18 protein-coding genes are annotated in these 20,142 nt (G+C 35.4%); 9 read left to right on the top strand and 9 right to left on the bottom strand.

All coding sequences use genetic code 11. The features are described from left to right. From gmd to gltX, 4 genes are all read right to left on the bottom strand, one after another. On the bottom strand, positions 1 to 1,038 hold the full coding sequence (gene gmd, locus M0R16_06930; GenBank protein MCK9612620.1) for a GDP-mannose 4,6-dehydratase: 1,038 nt from the start codon (positions 1,036 to 1,038) through the stop codon (positions 1 to 3). A gap of 35 nt (positions 1,039 to 1,073) precedes the next feature. Continuing rightward, positions 1,074 to 2,360, bottom strand: a complete 1,287-nt coding sequence (locus M0R16_06925) for an ABC transporter ATP-binding protein (GenBank protein ID MCK9612619.1) — start codon at positions 2,358 to 2,360, stop codon at positions 1,074 to 1,076. 880 nt (positions 2,361 to 3,240) lie between these two features. After that, positions 3,241 to 3,981 (bottom strand): tRNA threonylcarbamoyladenosine dehydratase, encoded by a 741-nt coding sequence (locus M0R16_06920; GenBank protein MCK9612618.1) that lies wholly within the window; start codon positions 3,979 to 3,981, stop codon positions 3,241 to 3,243. 1 nt (position 3,982) lies between these two features. Then, entirely contained in the window at positions 3,983 to 5,512 is a 1,530-nt protein-coding gene (gene gltX, locus M0R16_06915; protein ID MCK9612617.1) for a glutamate--tRNA ligase, read from the bottom strand. A 506-nt stretch (positions 5,513 to 6,018) separates the two neighbouring features. Between gltX and M0R16_06910 the strand changes: the two genes are divergently transcribed. The 3 genes from M0R16_06910 to M0R16_06900 all read left to right on the top strand — a co-directional run bounded on the left by M0R16_06910 (position 6,019) and on the right by M0R16_06900 (position 8,825). Then, positions 6,019 to 6,969 (top strand): hypothetical protein, encoded by a 951-nt coding sequence (locus tag M0R16_06910; GenBank protein MCK9612616.1) that lies wholly within the window; start codon positions 6,019 to 6,021, stop codon positions 6,967 to 6,969. Between the two features lie 74 nt (positions 6,970 to 7,043). Then, positions 7,044 to 7,739 (top strand): phosphoribosylformylglycinamidine synthase subunit PurQ, encoded by a 696-nt coding sequence (gene purQ, locus M0R16_06905; GenBank protein ID MCK9612615.1) that lies wholly within the window; start codon positions 7,044 to 7,046, stop codon positions 7,737 to 7,739. 6 nt (positions 7,740 to 7,745) lie between these two features. Further along, the gene (locus M0R16_06900) at positions 7,746 to 8,825 is read left to right on the top strand and encodes a glycosyltransferase family 4 protein (protein MCK9612614.1); all 1,080 of its coding nucleotides are present in this window, start codon (positions 7,746 to 7,748) and stop codon (positions 8,823 to 8,825) included. A 118-nt stretch (positions 8,826 to 8,943) separates the two neighbouring features. On the opposite strand, the gene M0R16_06895 is transcribed toward M0R16_06900, so the two are convergent. The 5 genes from M0R16_06895 to M0R16_06875 all read right to left on the bottom strand — a co-directional run bounded on the left by M0R16_06895 (position 8,944) and on the right by M0R16_06875 (position 15,329). Then, positions 8,944 to 9,696: a C4-type zinc ribbon domain-containing protein gene (locus tag M0R16_06895; GenBank protein MCK9612613.1), complete on the bottom strand. Its 753-nt coding sequence runs from the start codon at positions 9,694 to 9,696 to the stop codon at positions 8,944 to 8,946. A 530-nt stretch (positions 9,697 to 10,226) separates the two neighbouring features. Further along, positions 10,227 to 11,315: a Nif3-like dinuclear metal center hexameric protein gene (locus M0R16_06890; GenBank protein ID MCK9612612.1), complete on the bottom strand. Its 1,089-nt coding sequence runs from the start codon at positions 11,313 to 11,315 to the stop codon at positions 10,227 to 10,229. 10 nt (positions 11,316 to 11,325) lie between these two features. Next, the gene (glmS, locus tag M0R16_06885; GenBank protein ID MCK9612611.1) at positions 11,326 to 13,164 is read right to left on the bottom strand and encodes a glutamine--fructose-6-phosphate transaminase (isomerizing); all 1,839 of its coding nucleotides are present in this window, start codon (positions 13,162 to 13,164) and stop codon (positions 11,326 to 11,328) included. A 2-nt stretch (positions 13,165 to 13,166) separates the two neighbouring features. Beyond that, positions 13,167 to 14,477 (bottom strand): DUF4270 domain-containing protein, encoded by a 1,311-nt coding sequence (locus tag M0R16_06880; protein MCK9612610.1) that lies wholly within the window; start codon positions 14,475 to 14,477, stop codon positions 13,167 to 13,169. A gap of 18 nt (positions 14,478 to 14,495) precedes the next feature. Then, the gene (locus tag M0R16_06875; protein ID MCK9612609.1) at positions 14,496 to 15,329 is read right to left on the bottom strand and encodes a glycogen/starch synthase; all 834 of its coding nucleotides are present in this window, start codon (positions 15,327 to 15,329) and stop codon (positions 14,496 to 14,498) included. A gap of 131 nt (positions 15,330 to 15,460) precedes the next feature. Between M0R16_06875 and panC the strand changes: the two genes are divergently transcribed. The 6 genes from panC to radA all read left to right on the top strand — a co-directional run bounded on the left by panC (position 15,461) and on the right by radA (position 20,027). Next, complete coding sequence (gene panC / locus M0R16_06870; protein MCK9612608.1) at positions 15,461 to 16,306, top strand: pantoate--beta-alanine ligase; 846 nt, start codon at positions 15,461 to 15,463, stop codon at positions 16,304 to 16,306. A gap of 12 nt (positions 16,307 to 16,318) precedes the next feature. Further along, on the top strand, positions 16,319 to 16,669 hold the full coding sequence (locus tag M0R16_06865; protein MCK9612607.1) for an aspartate 1-decarboxylase: 351 nt from the start codon (positions 16,319 to 16,321) through the stop codon (positions 16,667 to 16,669). A gap of 5 nt (positions 16,670 to 16,674) precedes the next feature. After that, the gene (locus M0R16_06860; protein MCK9612606.1) at positions 16,675 to 17,709 is read left to right on the top strand and encodes a flippase-like domain-containing protein; all 1,035 of its coding nucleotides are present in this window, start codon (positions 16,675 to 16,677) and stop codon (positions 17,707 to 17,709) included. 64 nt (positions 17,710 to 17,773) lie between these two features. Beyond that, the gene (rfaE2, locus tag M0R16_06855; GenBank protein ID MCK9612605.1) at positions 17,774 to 18,196 is read left to right on the top strand and encodes a D-glycero-beta-D-manno-heptose 1-phosphate adenylyltransferase; all 423 of its coding nucleotides are present in this window, start codon (positions 17,774 to 17,776) and stop codon (positions 18,194 to 18,196) included. 44 nt (positions 18,197 to 18,240) lie between these two features. After that, the gene (locus M0R16_06850; protein MCK9612604.1) at positions 18,241 to 18,654 is read left to right on the top strand and encodes a hypothetical protein; all 414 of its coding nucleotides are present in this window, start codon (positions 18,241 to 18,243) and stop codon (positions 18,652 to 18,654) included. A gap of 8 nt (positions 18,655 to 18,662) precedes the next feature. Then, positions 18,663 to 20,027 (top strand): DNA repair protein RadA, encoded by a 1,365-nt coding sequence (gene radA, locus M0R16_06845; protein ID MCK9612603.1) that lies wholly within the window; start codon positions 18,663 to 18,665, stop codon positions 20,025 to 20,027. The last annotated feature ends 115 nt before the right edge of the window (positions 20,028 to 20,142 follow it).

Raw genomic sequence — 20,142 nt, 5'->3', positions numbered from 1 at the left:
CTATAATCTTTTTTTTGCTTTTTCAAAATCAGCCCTTACCATAATCCTCACCAGGTCTTTGAACTTAGTCTTTGGTTTCCATCCTAAAAGTTTTTTGGCTTTTGAATAATCGCCTATCAAAAGATCTACTTCTGTTGGCCTGAAATACCTGGGGTTTATACCCACCACCATCTTTCCGTTTGATTTTAAATACCCTTTTTCATCAACACCGCTTCCTGCCCACTCTATTTCTTCGCCCAGCACTTTAAAGGCCTCTTCCACAAATTCACGGACGGTATGCGTTTCGTTGGTTGCCAGCACAAAGTCTTCGGGTTTTTCATGCTGCAATATCCTCCACATACCTTCGATGTATTCCGGGGCATAACCCCAGTCACGCCGGGAGTCAAGATTTCCCAACAGCAGGATTTCATCCTTTCCCGTCATGATATTGGCAACGGCAACACTGATTTTTCTTGATACAAATGTTTTTCCTCTCCTTTCACTTTCATGATTGAAAAGAATACCATTGCATGCAAATAGATTATAAGCTTCCCGATAATTAACCACAATCCAGTATGCATAAAGCTTAGCTACGGCGTAAGGGCTTCGCGGATAAAAAGGTGTTTTTTCGTTCTGCGGTACCGATTGCGCCAGACCATAAAGCTCAGATGTTGATGCCTGATAAAATTTGGTTTTTATCCCAACATCTTTAATGGCGTCTAAAAACCTGAGAGCCCCAATTCCGTCAGCTTCTGCTGTATATTCAGGCATTTCAAAAGAAACCTGGACATGGCTTTGTGCTGCCAGATTATATATCTCGTCGGGTTGTGTTTTTTCAATAATACGGTTAAGATTTGAAGAATCGTTCATATCCCCGTAGTATAAAAATAAACGTTTGTTTAATATTTCGGGATTGTTATACAAATGGTCAATTCTGAAAGTATTGAAAGAACTTGAACGCCTGATAATACCATGCACAATATAATTTTTCTCTAATAACAACTCAGCCAGGTAACTTCCGTCCTGACCTGTAATACCAGATATAAGTGCATTTTTCATAACTTATTATAAAGTTTTATGTCAATAATTGTATTTTAGCTTTTTCTTTCCAAAATAATAAATCCCCTGTTTTTATATTCCAGTTCAAAACCGGTGGTTGTTTTTACTCCCCTTGAAATCAATTTTACATGCTTGTGTGATACAACATAAGATTCGACATTCGGATGAGAAACTAAAAAACTGATAAAATACTCTCCTTTTGAAATATTCGCGGGCATTTTGATTTTCTCAATTATTTCAAATCTTCCGGCTTCATAGGTTTTTAGTTCGCCGTATAAATGCCCGGGAGAAAAAAATGCCAGCAGGTTTTCTCTGAAATCAAAAATTCTGATTTCAAGCGCCATGCGTTTTTTTACACTTAAATTGCCTGTCAAGTTAAAATCAATGCTATCAGAGTTCTCGTCAATATAAACCATATTAGAGTTGCTTCCATTGATTTGCACGTCAAAAATTCTCAGGTCGTTGTGTAAATAACTTATACCATCTTTTATTAAATAATTTTTGCCGGATCCATCGTTTTCAAGATATTTAAAAATTCCCTCTTCTGCTTTACCTGAAAAATTAATGTTTCCATTTTTTAACACTATAACTTTTTGACAAAGGGTCTCAATGGCAGTCATATTATGACTGACAAATAAAACGGTTCTTCCCTGCCCTTTTGAAATATTCTGCATTTTTCCCAATGCTTTTTTCTGAAATTCAGCATCTCCTACTGCCAGCACTTCGTCCACCACAAGAATCTCCGGTTCGAGATGTGCTGCCACAGCAAAAGCCAGACGCACATACATGCCGCTGCTGTATCTCTTTACCGGAGTGTCAATATATTTTGCTACGCCTGCAAAATCAACTATTTCGTCAAGTTTAGCGCGTATTTCAGCTTTGGTCATCCCAAGTATAGCGCCATTAAGGAAGATGTTTTCACGTCCGGATAATTCAGGGTGAAAACCGGTACCGACTTCGAGCAGGCTGGCAATGCGCCCTTTTACCCGGACACTACCTGTGGTTGGAGAGGTAACTTTTGATAAAATTTTTAATAAGGTTGATTTCCCCGCACCATTTTTGCCTATGATACCAAGCACATTGCCTTTCTCAACTTCAAAATTAATGTCTTTTAGTGCCCAGATATATTCAGAGAGAAGTTCTTTGTTATCAGAGTTTTTATTTTTTAAGATATTTGCCTGCCCGATTTTAAGGGTTGGGTCTTCCTTCCCTCTGATTTTTGCCCAAAAACGATTTAAATCATCACGCAAAGTTCCTGTGCCAATCTGCCCGAGACGGTATTGTTTGCTGAGGTTTTCTATTTTTATTACTATGTCGGGCATGATAATTTAACAGTTTAGAAGTTTATTGAGCAAATATAGTTTTTTAATTGTAATTTTTTAATCGTCTTCCCATGAAATATTGTGGCAAGCGGTAAAGCAACCAAAAAAAATGTTTCAATTCGTATATAATTTCTATTTTTAGAGCATCTCTAATAACCTTGATTGGGCGTCTTAAAACAAAAAAGTTCGAGGCAGTTGAAGTTCTGAAAACCTCAGTATGCTGAACGTACATCAGGATTTGAAAAACGAAGGCGAACGAAGAAATTTGAAGTTTTTAGAGGCGCCCGATATTTATTTTTCGCTTTAAGCAGTTAGAAGGAAAGTCCCTATAAACAGGACTTTTGCGGCTTATTAACAATTGTTTATAAAAAATGTTTATATTAAGTTAATAACTATGAATAAAATAACTTGACTTCGGGTTGATAATTTGCTATATTTGTTTCATCAGATGAGGGATAAAAACGTTGGCTTGAAAAAGTAAGTTCTTTTACATACTGTCATGTTGATTGCGGGAATTGAGCAGACGAGTTTCTGGTTTGTATTCCGTATGGGACGTAAACAAGTGAAGCCACCTTAGTTGGTGAGGATGTTCAGCCGGCATCAAAATGGCATGATTGACAAAAGCAACCGGTTCCGCAAGGGACAAACGTAATAACCGTAGTTTGACGTTTTGCGGCAGTTACGACGGCCGAAAAAATGAATGGGGAATAAACCGCAAGGATTATTCCCCATTGTGTTTTTTGTAGCTGTATTTTCAATAAAACAAGTAAAAATTATACCATTACTTGATATAGTTTAACCCATTTTTTTTATTGTAGAATGCCGATAAAGTAACTGTTATAGTATAATTTATTGGACTATTACAGATACCGTATCGGTATTACTCCCCTCTATTGTTATAACAAATAATATCTTGTATAACAACCCAGGCGCAATAACACCCAAAAACAACCGGTATATAAGAAATGGTTCCTGCTACAGATTTTTTGTTTTGACTTGTATTTGAAAAAATCACGGCATCTTTGTTTGGAGGTTCTGTTGAAAATACAGTTTTAAAACCATTGTTAACACCCAGACGCCGGAGGCGTTTCCGAATATCAAATGCAAATGTACAGGTGTTTGTTTCCGAAATATCAGCTACAAACACTTTAGTGGGGTCAAATTTTGCCCCCGCACCCATTGAACTTACTACCCTATGCCCAAGCCTGACAGCATGTAACAACATATAAACTTTAGCTGAAAGGGAATCAATAGCGTCTACAATATAATCATAAGGATGTTCAAGAAGCTCTGTCATGGCATCTTCTTTGAGATGTTTTTCAACCAGAATAAGCTTGATTTCAGGGTTGATATCTTTCAGGCGTGAAGCCAAGGCTACAGTTTTTTTTATCCCTTCGGTGCTTTGCAAAGCCGTCAGATGACGGTTACGATTTGAGGGCTGAATGAGATCCCCGTCAGCCAAAGTCATTTTGCCAATGCCTGCACGACAAAGCATTTCTGCAGCAGCCGAACCAACACCTCCCAGGCCGATTACCAGCACATGTGAATTTTTCAGTTTCCGGAGATTTGTTTTCCCAATAAGGAGTTCGGTACGGTTAAGCCAGTTCTCAGGGACAATCATTTTATTGTGTGCTTAATTGCAACACACCCTTTACAATTCTTGAAATGGCGTCTTCTTTTCCTATTAACTCCATGATAACAAACAAATCCGGGCCCATAGATGCGCCAACTAAAAGCAAACGCAATGCATTCAAAACCTGCCCCAGATTATATTGTTTTTGGGTAATATGCTCCATTATGGTTTTTTTAAGATTTTCGGCATGAAAGATTTCAATAGCCGCAACAACATCACATAGCTCTTTCATGATATCAGCCGAATCCTTTTTCCATCGGTCTTTTACCGATTTGGCATCATAATCTGTTGGAGCAATAAAAAAATAATAAGATTGTTCCCAGAGTTCCTGAGGAAAAACAATTCTTTCTTTAACAAGAGAACAAACCTTTTTAATATAACTCTCCGGTTTTTCAATGTTTTTTTCCAACAACACAAGTTTCAACAACCCGGCAAATTCTTCATCGGATTTCATTTGCATATATTGGTGATTAAACCATTTTGCTTTTTCGGGGCTGAACTTTGAACCCGATTTTCCAACACGTTCTAATGAAAAAACTTCTATCAGTTCTTCAATAGAAAAAATTTCTTTTTCTGTGCCCGGGTTCCATCCGAGTAAAGCAAGCATATTGATAAAAGCTTCCGGTGTATAACCGGATTCACGGTAACCGGAAGAAACTTCACTGGTTACGGGATCTGTCCATTGTAGCGGAAATACCGGAAACCCCATTTTATCGCCGTCCCTTTTACTAAGTTTGCCGTTGCCATCGGGCTTTAAAATTAAAGGCAAATGTGCAAACAGCGGCATATCTTGCTCCCAGCCAAGATATCTGTATAACAAGACATGAAGCGGGGTTGAGGGGAGCCATTCTTCTCCGCGTATCACATGAGAAATTTCCATCAAAAAATCATCAACTACGTTTGCCAGATGATAAGTGGGCAAGCCATCCGATTTAAAAATAACCTTATCATCCAGTAAGGAAGAATCAAAAGCCACTTCTCCTCTAATGAGGTCTCTTATGATAATTTTTTCATTTTCAGGAATTTTTATTCGTACTACAAAAGGAGTATTGCGCTCAAATAATTCTTTTATGTCAGCTTCAGAAATAGTTAATGAATTTTTTAATTGTAAGCGGTTTTTCTGGTCATATTGAAATTTCTTTTTTTCAAGCTCATAACTTTTTCTAAGTGTTTCAAGTTCCTGAGCAGTATCAAATGCATAATAGGCAAAACCTTTTTCAATTAGATTTAATGCATATTGTTTATAAATTTCACGTCTTTCTGATTGACGGTAGGGGCTATGCTGCCCGCCAACTCCAACACCTTCATTATGCTTTATTCCACACCATTGCAAGGATTCAATAATATATTCTTCCGCCCCGGGAACTAAGCGTTGTTGGTCGGTGTCTTCTATCCGAAGTATCATATCTCCGCCGTGTTTTTTGGCAAACAGATAGTTATATAATGCTGTTCGAACACCCCCAATGTGTAAAGGTCCTGTAGGACTGGGAGCAAAGCGTACTCTTACGGCTTTTTTCATCTTTTTTGTTTTTTGCAAAATTATTGCATTTTAAATTAAAAGTGTGCCTATAGTCAAAATGATACTGTTTTTTTATTTTATTTACGAACATCTCATTTTGTGTTTAAGGCGTTTGTCTACATTTTGTAAATTTATATGCCACAAAAACAACTATACGCCGGCATTAAGATAAATAGTTATTAGGGGAGGCCGTTTATTTTATTTTTATCCCTTTAACTTATGCAAACCTACCGGAAACTGATTTGTGTAAAATAAACATGAATTCCTGGATTAATTTTATATCAACAAAAAACACAATGAAAACCACTTAAAACTTAACCGTCATGAACACAACAAAAGAATATGTATTTTGGGTTATTTACGCTGCTTTTATGTTGATGTTTCTTGCAGCGGTAATCTTGTTCGGATAGTTTCCGGCCAAATACAAAAGAAAAACACAACAATATTATTAATTCTGCGTAGCCACCCCTTAGGGGGTGGTTTTTTTATTGTATTTTTGTTAGAACATGTTTATTAAAGAATTTGAAACGGCACTGGAAAAGGCAGATATTGCTTTATTGGCAAAAATCCCAAAAAGTGATTTACATAACCATGCCGAATTGGGAAGCCGTTTAGAATTATTTGAAGAATGGTGCGGAAAAAAAATTTCTACCCCTCCCGAAAAGATGCCTTGTTTTTCTGACTTTGAAAAATATCTTTCTGAAACATTTAATAAGTTTTTGAGCAGAAGAAAATTTTTTAGATACACAAAAAAAGCTTCATTTACACAGGCCGTTAACGATGGAATCTGCGTTCTACAAATGAGCATAGATTCAAGAGCCGTATTAATTTATGGATTTTCGGGGAAAAAAATTACAGAAATTACTAAAAGAAACCATCAGCAAATTGCCCCCGAGATATGTTTCATTCCACAGCTTGGTCTGGACCGCAGGCATCATAAGAAATTATTATTATATGAAGCAGAAATACTGCTTAATACAGGGTATTTTAAATCCATAGACCTTTATGGTGACGAAACTTATGGTGATATTAAAGATTTTATTCCGTTATACCGCAAAGCAAAAAAAATGGGATTAAAATTAACTGCTCATGCCGGAGAATATGGAACAGCCGACTCTGTTAAAAAAGCTGTTGAGTTGCTTGAATTACAACAGGTTCAGCATGGTATTTCCGCAGCAGCATCGCCGGAAGTGATGAAATGGCTTGCCGATAATAATATAATTCTGAATGTTTGCCCAACAAGCAATGTGGTGCTATGCAGAGTCAAATCCATTAAAGAGCATCCCATTCGCAAGCTTTTTGATTATGGCGTCCGTGTTACGATAAATACGGACGACCTTATGATTTTTAATCAGTCTGTCAGCCAGGAATACTTAAATCTTTTTAATGCCAAAGTGTTTAATGCCAGAGAACTTGATATTATCAGGCAAACCGGGCTTAAAGCATTTAACGATTAATATGTGAGAGTTTTTTCAACAAGTTTGGTGCAATTAATGAAAGAATATATCTTTGTTCGTTTAAAGATATTTATATGAAATTTGGCGTTGTAATTTTCCCCGGTTCAAATTGTGACCACGACCTTCTATATGTTCTGAAAAAAATATTGAAACAGGACGTTGTTGCTCTATGGCATAAAGATACTAACCTTCAAAACTGTGATTTCATTTTTCTTCCCGGTGGTTTTTCATATGGCGATTATCTTCGTTCCGGAGCCATTGCGAGATTTTCACCTATTATGGAAAAGGTTATCGAATATGCCAACAAAGGTGGTTACCTGATGGGAATTTGTAATGGGTTTCAGATTCTCTGTGAAGCACGATTGTTACCCGGCACTCTTCTGCATAACGACAACCAGAAATTCATTTGTAAGAACGTCTATATTAAACCTATGTCAAAAAAAGCCGCTCCGGTGAAACACCTTGACCCGAAAGAAATACTGAAAATCCCTGTGGCGCATGCTGAAGGGCGATATTATGCAGATAAAAACACCATTAAAGAACTTTACGATAACGACCAGATACTTTTTAAATATTGTAATGAAACTGGTATTATCGGAGAAGAATCAAACCCTAACGGAGCGGTTGATAGTATTGCAGGCATTTGTAACCTTCGCCGGAATGTATTTGGCATGATGCCACATCCTGAACGTGCCAGCGATCCCGAACTTTCAAATATTGACGGAAAAAAGATAATGGATTCTATCCTTAAAACTTTGTCAAAAAGATAATCTGTTTTGAAACGCGTATTGTTCATTGTTGCACATCGGCCAAACCGTTCACCGGGACAACGTTTTCGCTTTGAACAATATCTCGGATACTTGTCTCAAAAAGGCTTTACCTGCGAAATCTCTTTTTTACTCAGTGAAAAAGACGATAAATTTTTTTATCGTAATGGAAATTATCTTAGAAAATTTTTCATTCTTATAAAAAGCATTCTGATACGATTTAAAGACCTGAGGCGTATTAAAGATTTTGATATCGTTTTTATTTATCGCGAGGCGGTTATGTATGGCAGCACTTTTTTTGAAAGGCAATTTAAAAGGAAGGGTGCCCAAATAATACTTGACTTTGACGATTCCATTTGGCTGATGGATGTTTCGGAAGCAAATAAAGACCTGAAATGGCTAAAAAGGCCTTCTAAAACATCTGAGTTAATTCAAATATCCAACATGGTGTTTGTTGGGAATAATTACCTTGCAGATTATACCCGGCAATTTAATCATAATGTGCGGATTATACCAACCACATTAGATACGAACAACATTCCGCTGAAGGAATATATACCATCAGAAAAAATATGTATAGGCTGGACAGGTTCCAGAACTACTATAAAACATTTTGAGCTGGCTGTTCCCATACTGAAAAAAATAAAAGAAAAATACAATAACAAAATTAAGTTCAAACTCATATCCGATGCCCCCGGAAATATTGACAACTTGCTTTTAGAATTTTGCAAATGGAATAAAGACACTGAAATCGGAGATTTACAAGAATTTGATATTGGCATAATGCCCTTGCCTGATGACGAATGGTCGCGTGGAAAATGTGGATTTAAAGGCCTTCAGTATATGGCGTTGGGTATTCCGGCGGTCCTGTCGCCAGTAGGTGTTAATACCGAAATTGTTCAGGACGGGGTAAATGGATTTCTTGCGGCAAATGATGAGGAATGGATTGAAAAATTATCCCTACTGATAGAATCTCCCGATTTGAGAAAAAAAATCGGACTTAACGGCCGAAAAACAATAGTAGAAAAGTATTCGTTTAATGCATGGAAAGAAAAATACATCAGTTATTTTGAAGAACTGGTAAACTGAAAATATTATTAATAACCCGTTTTCCTCTTCCCGATAAGAAAGTTAGAAATTCAAGAGGATTGGTGTGGAGTATTATGGATATGTTTTATTGTTACCTGTATTGCAATGTTCCAAAAATTTAATCAGATTTGACTAACTCTTCGATATGTTTATCTATCAATATACGGCCACAATATTCGCAAACAATAATTTTTTTTAAAATTTTGATGTCAAGCTGCCGCTGAGGGGGAATTTTATTAAAGCAACCACCGCAGGCATCACGTTCAACCACAACAACAGCCAATCCGTTTCGGGCATTTTTTTTGATGCGCTGGTAGGCTGTAAATAAACGTTCGTCTATTAGTTTTTGACACTGCTCAAGTTTTGTAAGTAATTTTTTTTCCTCTTTTTCCGTTTCTGAAACAATTTCTTCCAATTCTATTTTTTTCTGTTTAAGGTCTTCCTTGCGTTCCTTAAGTGTTTGTTTGGTTTTTTCAATTACATCTTTTTTGAGGTCAAGGGCAATGTTATATTCCTTAATTCTTTTTTCGCAAAGTTGTATTTCAAGAGACTGGAATTCAATTTCTTTAGTAATAGAATCATATTCCCTGTTATTGCGAACATTCATATGTTGCGACTCGTATTTTTTAATTTGTTCTAAATGTTGCTTAATCGCAAGCTTTTTTTCTTTTATTTCGGAGTCAATCTCCTTAAGTTCTGTGTTTAAATTTTCCAGACGGGTCTCTAAGCCTGCAATTTCGTCTTCAAGGTCTTGAACTTCCAGGGGCAATTCCCCCCTGACACTTCTGATTTTGTTTATCTCTGTATCAACAACCTGCAGACTATATAAAGTGTACAATTTTTTCTCAATCGACTGGTCGTCTTTGTCCATCAAAAAAGCCTTTTTTGCAACTTTCTGAACTGCAGGTGGTGTTTCAATGATAGCATCAGCTTTTGTTTTTACCTTTGGTATTTCCTTGTTAGGTTTAATTGATTTTTTAATATCAATATCTTTTTTTTGTTTGAGTTTATCTGGAGTTTTTATTTCTTTTTTTGAAACAGTTTTTGTTTTTTCAATGTTTTTAAAGTTTTGTGCAGTGATTTTTTTTATTTCTTTCTTGGCGGACATAATTGTTTTTTTTACAAAGTTTTTTTCTTTATTAGCTTTTAATGGTTTCTTGACAAGGTTTTTTGATTTCGGAGGATTAACAACTTTTTTATTTTCTTTTTTTGCGGTCAAAGTTTTTGATTTTACTGTTTTAACTTGTTTTGTTTTAAGGGGCTGAGCAGTTTTGGGTTTGTTTGTTTTTTGAGATGGCTTTGCAGGACTCTTTTTTATTACAGTCCTCAAAACTGTTTTTTTTGTTTTTGGCTGAACCTGCTTTGATTTTGATATTGTTTTTGCCATACTGTTTTATATTATTAAATGTAAGATACGGGATTTGAGATGTTTTCTGAAAATAAAAATGCAAAAGTAGGAAATTTTTTAATAATCAGTGAAGTAATCAATTCAAGTGCAAATATTTCGGTTTCATAATGCCCTGAATCTGCAAGAAGTATTTCGTCTGTCTGAAAATCATGGTATTTAAGGTCTGCGGTAATAAAAATATCTGCTTTTTGTTCAATAGCTTTATTAATAAGAAAACTTCCGCTACCTCCGCAAAATGCAATTGTTTTAATTTTTGAAATTTTCGTCTTGTTGTGTTTTAAACAATTTGTTTTAAAAAAATCTTTAAGAAATAAGAGAAATTCTTCTGTGTTGTGCTCTTTTTCAAGTTCTCCAATGATGCCTGAACCAATAGAATAATAGAAATTGTCAAGAGGGTAAATATCATACGCAACTTCTTCATAGGGATGAGCTTTCAACATAGCTTGAATAAGTTGATGCTGGATAATTCCGGGAAAGATTGTTTCGATGCGGATTTCGTTTTCAAAGTGGAGCATATTGGTTTCCCCGACAAAAGGGTTTGCTCCTTCGCCAGCCCTAAAACTCCCAGTTCCGGCAACATTAAAACTGCATGAATCGTAATTGCCAATGTGTCCTGCTCCGGCTTCAAAAAGAGTTTTGCGTAGTTTTTCAGCATAATCAATGGGACAAAAAACAACCAGCTTTTTCAGAGTGTTTTGTGAAGGAGAAAGAATTTTAATGTTTTTTATTCCCATTTTTTGAGCTACAAATGAATTTAATCCATTGATATTATTATCCAGGCATGTGTGTGCAGCATATATGCTTATGTCCGATTTTATAGCTTTTTCAATGATTCTTTCAATAGGAGTAGCCCCTGAAATTTTTTTAAGCCCGTGAAAAATTAATGGATGGTGTGAAATTATCAGGTTGCATTTTTTTTTGTGAGCTTCCTCAATTGTTTTCTCAGTAACATCAAGTGTAAGAAGTGCACATCGAAGTTCTTTTTCCGGATTGCCCGTTTGTAAGCCGCTGTTATCGTAACTTTCCTGAAATTCAAGCGGTATAACCCGCTCAAAATAATCTAAAACTTCTCTGATTTTCATAAATACAATATTATTCTACCGTAACAGATTTTGCAAGGTTTCTGGGCTGGTCAATATTACATCCACGCATCACGGCAATGTGGTATGAAAGTAACTGTAAGGGTATAGTAGCCAGTAACGGAACTAAAATTTCATCAGTTTCCGGGACTTCAATAATATAGTCAGCTATTTTTTGAACCGTTTTGTCGCCTTCGGTAACAATTGCAATAATTATTCCTTTTCTGGCCTTGACTTCTTCAATATTAGAGATTATTTTTTCATAAACACTCTGTTGTGTTGCAATTACAACAACAGGCATTTTTTCATCAATTAAAGCGATAGGGCCATGTTTCATTTCGGCGGCAGGGTATCCTTCAGCATGAATATAGGATATTTCTTTAAGTTTTAATGCCCCTTCCAAGGCAACTGGGAAATTATACCCTCTGCCCAAATAAAGAAAATTTCTGGCATCTTTAAATATTTTAGACAAGCTGACGATATCCTCATTAACTTTTAGTGTTTTTTCAATTTTTTCAGGTATCTGTTCCAGTTGGTTAATAATCTGATAAAAACGCGATTTTGAGATACTCCCCTTTCTGTCAGCTATCATTAGCGCCATTAATGTGAGTATAGTTACTTGTGCAGTAAATGCTTTTGTAGAGGCGACACCAATTTCCGGCCCGGCATGTGTATAAGAGCCTGCATGAGTAGCCCTCGGGATGGAAGAACCAACGACATTGCAAATGCCAATAATAGTTGCTCCTTTGGATTTTGCAAGTTCAATTGCAGCAAGGGTGTCTGCAGTTTCGCCTGATTGTGAAATAGCAATAACTACGTCATTTTCATAGATAACAGGGTTTCTGTATCTAAATTCTGATGCGTATTCAACCTCAACGGGTACTCGTGCTAAATCTTCAAAAAGATACTCGCCAACAAGCCCTGCATGCCATGAAGTTCCACAAGCAACAATAATAATCCGGTTGGCTTTTGTAATTTTTTCAATATAATCAATAATTCCTCCCAAAGAAACCACACCGCTTTTTACATTTAATCTTCCCCGGAAACAGTCTTTTACGGAACGAGGTTGTTCGTAAATTTCCTTAAGCATGAAATGTTCAAAGCCTCCTTTTTCGATGGCGCTGAGGTTCATCTCAAGCTGTTGAATATATGGTGTTTTATCAATATTTTTTATTGTTTTGATTTTTAAATCCTGATTACGACATATGATGGCAATTTCTTCGTCATTGAGAAAAACTACTTTTTTTGTATATTCAACAATGGGCGTTGCATCAGATGCAATAAAAGTTTCATCTTTTCCTATTCCGATTACCAGCGGACTTCCTTTTTTTGCTGCAATAAGCATGTCGGGTTCTTCCTGAGATATTATAACCAGAGCATAAGCTCCTATTACCTGATTTAATGCCATTTGAACTGCTTCAACCAGAGTGGCTTTTTCATTGGTACGAATATCATCAATTAAATGAACCAGAACTTCCGTGTCGGTATTGCTGTGGAAAATGTAACCACGGCTTAATAATTCTTCACGTAATGAAGCATAATTTTCTATAATACCATTGTGAATGATTGCTATTTTGCCGGAGTTAGAAAAATGAGGATGAGCATTAACATTATTGGGCTCACCATGAGTAGCCCAGCGAGTATGTGCTATTCCGATAGTTCCTTCCAGGTTTTTTTCTTTTACAATAGTTTCAAGGTCAGAAACCTTACCTTTGTTTTTATAAAGCTGAATTTCTTTATTCAGTATGGCAATACCGGCGCTGTCATATCCTCTGTATTCAAGCCGGAACAATCCCTTTATTAATATTGGATATGCTTGCCGTGGACCAACATAGGCGACAATTCCGCACATGTTTAATCAATTTTTGTATACGTTATTTCCAAACGAAAATTATTTTCAGCACTGTTGTTTCCCAAAATTACAGCCCTGTTGGCATATATTGATGCTCCTGAAACAACCAGAAACAAGCCGTTATCGTTTATATATCCTCTTTGTAAAACATCTTGTATATATTTCCCAATATTAAAACGATATTCCTTGTTTGTGCTGTTATATATGCCTCCAAAATATGCAGAACCGTAGTTATAATCGGGCAAAAAACTCAGAGAACCATCGGTATTAATAAGTACCAGAGTAAGGTTTGCAGGCGGCGGATATGTGTCTATATTTGTTTCATCGACTTTCATTACAAGCTCTGCTTTGTTGACAGCAATCCTGCCCAAACTATTTAAACTTGTAATATCTGGGAACTTAAACTTTATCTTAGTTCCTGCCATGGCCTGAAGATAAAGAAAGTCATTTCCAAGGGTAGTATCTCCGTTTATCTGGTTTTTAAATAAAACATCTGCAGAAGAATAATAATGGTCAAAATAATTATAACGTGCACAATAGTCATCAATAACCATACTGTAATTGAACAAACCGTTATCGCTGTGGTAATAAAGTGTGATTTTTGAAAGTGATGAGAGCAAATTGAAATAAATGATGGCGCCACTGGATGAGACAGAATTTGTGCTTATATAAAGGCCTTTAAAGAATTTTAGGAAACTGCTGTTGTCTGCTAAATCTGATGAGCTGGAAGCTGCAATAATTTTATCTCCCAGTGTTTTTTTAAGTTTAATTCGAAGATGAGGGGCGTATGAAGCAGAATCAACAGTTACACTGTCAACAAAGTTGGGTTTAAAAGTAATATTTGCCAGATTGTTTTTGAATACGCCAAGTTTTTGGTTTGAATAATAAGTGTTGTCAAGGTAAAAATCATCGGCTATTTCATAAACATTTAAAGTCAAATAGGAAGAAGTGTCTCCATAATAACTTTTATACAAGAGCGATAAAACAATGGAATCACATACCGGATTTAGGCCAAAGTCAACATTAGAGGTTGTCAGCCTGAATTGAGTATAACACCCTGCAGTTGTAAGTCCAAAAACAGGGTCCATATAACTTCCAACAAGGTTGTAAACAGTTTCATCGCTACGAACAGAATCTTCTAAAACCGTATGTGCTAATATAGGAATACTACTTATAAAAGAAACGCCAAGAATATCTCCTTCGGGTTGAACATTGATGCCTATTTCCTCATTTTTATTACAGGAAGTGAAAATACCAATACATAATGAAATTACCGAAAAAGATAAAAAAGAATATAAAATGAATTTTTTCAACGACTTAATGGTTTAAAATTATTTGACAGCATCCTCATTTATTAATTCATCAACAAGCTCATCATATAAGTCGCTGTAAGCGTCAATAAATTTATCTTTGGGTTGATAACCCAGGAAGGGTTTACGGGTTTTTTTTGCAAAAGTCATTAATTCGGGATTAATCTTCTCTGAGCCGATAACTATAGCATCGCTAAAATCAATTGCCCCTTTCATTAATCCAACATAATTACAAGTTTTATAATGCTTTAACTCTTTTTCAGTAACATTTTCGTGTTTGAGTTTTTTAATAAAATTTTTATCAAAAAGCTGTTTAAAATCATCATCGTAAATTGAACATACAATTTTTGTATCGCTGAATAATGGATTGTTTTTATAGGTTGTTTTTATAAAAAAAGGAATCAGACTTGAAAACCAGCCGTGAACATGAATAATATTCGGGGCCCAACCGAGTTTTTTAATAGTTTCTATGACGCCGCGTGCATAAAAAATGGCTCTCTCATCGTTGTCCTGAAAAAACACACCATTTTTGTCGGTAAAAACAGATTTCCGCTTAAAATAATCTTCATTGTCAATGAAATAAATCTGAAGCCGGGCGGATTGAATTGAAGCAACCTTAATAATTAGGGGATGATCTGTATCGTCAATAATAAGATTCATACCCGAAAGACGTATTACTTCATGGAGTTGATTACGCCTTTCATTGATAGAACCATAACGGGGCATGAAAGTGCGGATTTCACAACATTTTTCCTGAATTCCCTGGGGCAAAGAACGGCATATTTGGCCCATATGACTGTCGTTCATGTATGGAACAATTTCTTGGGCAACAAACAAAACTTTGTATTTCGACATAACAAGCATTTTAAGTTTCAATATGCAAAATTACGAATAATTTAGCAAATAATTGATTATATTATTACATTTTTATAAATCTCTTACGTAAACGGATTAATTGATACTTTCGTATATTTGTAAAAAACACCATGAAAGTTTTTGAGCTGACAAAAGATGTTATTAATTACATTTTAGAACAGAAATCAATTAATAAAACAATCGGATTTGTCCCCACAATGGGGGCCTTACATAAAGGACATGGGTCGTTGATTGAAAGAGCTGTAAAAGAAAACGATATCTGTGTGTGCAGCATTTTTGTTAATCCGGTTCAGTTTAATAATATTGAAGATTATACAAATTATCCCTTGCGTAAGAACGAGGATATAATTTTACTAAAACACAATGGTTGTCATATTGTTTTTTGTCCCACAAAAGCAGAAATGTACCCCAAACCCCCTAGTGAAAATTATAGTTTTGGAACTCTCGAAAAGTTTATGGAAGGGGCATCCCGGAAAGGACATTTTAATGGTGTTGCCATTGTAGTAAAAAGGCTGTTTGATATTGTTATGCCTGATAAAGCATATTTTGGTGAAAAAGATTTTCAGCAATTAAGAATTATTGAAGAGCTTGTTAAACAACAAAATTTCCCCATAGAAATTGTTCGCTGCCCAACCATGAGAGAAGCTGACGGATTGGCAATGAGTTCAAGGAATCTAAGATTAGATAAATATCAACGTAAAATGTCGTCCGGAATCGCAAAAATTTTGCAATCGGTTATAAAGTTATCACATGAACAAAGTATCGGGCAGGTTAAAAAATATGTTTCCGGGGAAATATCAAAAATGAAAGGATTTAAACTTGATTATTTTGAAATTGCAGAAGAAGAAACATTAATCCCGGCTAAACAATGGGTAAATAATTCTGATTTGAGAGCTTTTATCGCTGTTTATGCCGGAGAAATACGTTTGATTGATAACATGAAAATTATTTTGTAATTTTGCGGCGCTATGATGATAGAGGTTCTTAAATCCAAAATTCACAGAGTCAAAATAACTCATTCTGAATTACATTATATCGGGAGCATTACTATTGACGAAGACCTTATGGATGCGGCAAATATTATTGAAAACGAAAGGGTGCATATATACAATATCAATAATGGTGAACGTTTCGACACTTATGTAATAAAAGGAAAAAGAGGAAGCGGTACTGTGGGTATTAATGGAGCTGCCGCTAGAAAAGTTACCCTCGGGGATTTGATAATTATTGTATCTTATGCATGCATGGATTTTTTACAGGCAAAAAACTTTTCTCCAACCATTATTTTCCCCGATTCTCAAACCAATAAGCTAAAATAAACACTTTGAAAAAGAAACTTTTAGATGGTGTTAAACTTATAGTTTTTCTTGCTATCGGCATATTTTTTATTTGGTTTTTTGTTAAAGACCTCACCGAAAAAGAAAAGGAACAAATTTTTGAATCATTTTCACATGCCAAATATCTTTGGCTGTTTGTTGGTTTAATATTTGCCCTTATTAGTCATATTTTGCGTTCGTTGCGATGGGAAATGCTTTTAAATACCGTTGGATATAAACCAAAATTTAAAAACACTTTTTTAAGCCTGATGATAGGATATTTTGCAAATCTGGCCCTGCCAAGACTTGGAGAAATAACCCGCTGCGGCATTTTAAATAAATATGAAAAAATACCCTTTGAAAAATCATTTGGCACCGTTGTGGCAGAACGTGCCCTTGATTTGTTGTCATTTGTGGTTTTGTTTTTTTTGAACCTGCTTATTCAGTATGATGCTATTTCGGGTTATGTTAATGAAAAAATATATCAACCGCTATCACAAAAATTTGAATTTGTAGGTAAGGGATACTTTTTTTACGGATCAATATTACTAACGATTGTATTTATAGTGTTTTTGTTTGTTTTTCATAAAAAACTGCTTAAATACCGAATTTACCAAAAAATTATCAAACTTTTTAAAGGGTTTTGGGCGGGATTAATATCTATCGGAAAAGTGAAAAGGCCGGCTTTATTTGTGATTTATACGATTTCTATTTGGGCAATGTATTTTCTGATGACTTATGTTTGTTTTTTCAGCCTGGCAGAAACAAGCGAAACTGGCGCCGCTGCCGCATTTTCAGTTTTAATAATGGGGACAATTGGAATTATGTTAGTTCAGGGAGGTATTGGTATTTATCCGGTAATTGTTGCCGAAACACTTTCTGTTCCAAAGTATGGAGTTAATAATCTTACAGGATTTACGCTGGGATGGCTAATCTGGATTGCCCAAACAGCAGCAATTATTCTTTCGGGCATTATTTCTTTAATTCTTTTACCGGTTTTAAACAACAAAAAAAGTGACACAACTGGAAATCATCAAAAATAAAATTTACCCCTCCTTTGAAGTTTTTGAAAAAAGACTGGAATTTTTCCGTTTTAAAAAATATCAGATGGTTTTTACGAATGGCTGTTTTGATATTTTACATCTTGGCCATATTGATTATTTGTCTAAAGCTTGTGATTTAGGCGATATTTTAATTGTTGGACTTAACAGTGATAATTCTGTAAAAAAAATTAAAGGAAACAATCGTCCGATTAATGATGTACAATCCCGTTCATTATTACTGGCGTCAATGTCTTTTGTTTCTGCTGTGGTGATTTTTGAAGAAGAAACTCCGGAAAATCTTATTAAATTAATAAAACCAGATGTATTAGTAAAAGGAAAAGATTATTCCTTTGATACAATTGTGGGCGCAAATCATACGATTCAAAATGGAGGTCAAGTAGTTACAATTGAACTTATTGAAGGGTATTCAACAAGCAATATTATTAACAACATTGTGAAATTTTATTCAAAAAAAGACAAATTTTGAATTATTTTATTAATTTTGCTTTATAAATTATTATTATACAAACTATGAAAAAGTTTTTTGTACAGTTTTTATTATTATTTGTTTCTTTTTGTTTCTTCACATATATTTCTTGTACCAAATCAAGTGTTGAAAACAAATTACAAGGCAAATGGAAATACGTTAATGTGGAAAATTTTTATGACACAACATATGTAGAAGATTGGGAGTTTAAATCAGGGGGAGAGCTGATAATTCATTATCGCGATTTACAATGGATGGGAAATCCGGATACTGTTGTAGAATATAAAGGGTTTTATAGTATGGATTCATATGAGAAGTTTACAGTTTCCGGAATTGAAAACCCTCACCTGCCTTATTACAATTGTCAATGGGAAATCGTAAAAATGAATAACAATATTCTTATGATTGTTAATAATGTTGAGGGAGGACTTTATTTCCGGGAATTTTCAATGCTTTGATTTAGCGGATGGCTAAAATCCAAACCGTATTTTTTTGTCAGAATTGTGGAACTCAGTCTTCAAAATGGCTTGGAAAATGTCCCTCATGCAACGAATGGAATACCTTTGTTGAGGAAGTAATATCAAAAAAAAACATTTCGGCTAAAGATACCCATTCTTTCAGGAATGTTTCACAACCCAAAATACTTGATGAGATAGAGGTTGACAATCACCAACGTATTGATTCTTCAAACGATGAGTTAAACAGAATTCTTGGCGGAGGAATTGTCCCTGGCTCATTGGTATTAATCGGAGGTGAGCCCGGAATAGGCAAATCCACACTTATGCTTCAGGTTGCTTTAAATATTAAAACCCAAAAGGTTCTTTATATCACTGGTGAAGAAAGTGAGCAACAAATAAAAATGAGGAGTGAAAGAATAAATGCAAAAAGCAACAGCTGTTTTATTCTTAATGAAACTAATACTCAGAGTATCTTTCAGCATATTGAAAATATAAAACCCAACCTTGTGGTTGTAGATTCTATACAAACATTACAAACCGATATTATTGATTCTTCAGCAGGGAGTATTTCACAAATCAGAGAATGTGCCTCGGAATTTCAGAAATATTCGAAAAATACTGCGACACCGGTTTTTTTGGTTGGGCATATTACCAAGGACGGAAGCATTGCCGGCCCCAAATTGCTTGAACATATGGTAGATACCGTATTGCAGTTTGAGGGAGACAGAAATTACGTGTATCGCATTTTACGTTCGGTAAAAAACCGTTTTGGTTCTACATCCGAAATAGGTATTTTTGAAATGCAAAGCTCTGGCTTACGTGAGGTTACAAACCCCTCGGAAGTTCTACTTTCACAGCATGATGAACCCCTGAGCGGAATTGCCGTTGCTTCAACTATCGAAGGGCTAAGACCTTTGCTTATTGAAGTACAATCTATTGTAAGCTCATCAACTTTTGGAAATCCACAGCGTTCTTCCACCGGTTTTGATGCGAGAAGGCTGAATATGCTTCTGGCGGTTTTGGAAAAAAGATGCGGGTTCCGGTTAGGGGCAAAAGATGTTTTTCTAAACATTGCCGGGGGTATCAGGGTTGATGACCCTGCCATTGACCTTGCTGTAATTGCCTCTGTCTTATCTTCTTATGAAGATATTGCTGTCAGCCTTAAAACCTGTTTCTCCGCTGAGGTTGGCCTTTCAGGCGAGATACGTTCTGTAAACAGAATTGAACAAAGAATCTCGGAAGCAGAAAAACTTGGTTTCGAGGAAATTGTAATTTCTAAATACAATACTTCTTCTTTGAATCTGAAAAATTATAAGATACATATTATACCTCTTCGTAAGATTGAAGAACTGATGAAATATCTTTTTGGTTAAGATTATATTTTGTTATTATAAAAGTATCTAAAAAACAACCCCATATTCTCTACTAAAGCAACTTTGCTAAATTTTAAAATTATTATGGACATACAACATGCAAGATGAATGTTGC

The organism is Bacteroidales bacterium (assembly GCA_023228145.1).
In the GTDB taxonomy this organism is placed as follows: Bacteria; Bacteroidota; Bacteroidia; order Bacteroidales; family CAIWKO01; genus CAIWKO01.
This window is presented reverse-complemented; position numbering and strand designations above follow the sequence as displayed.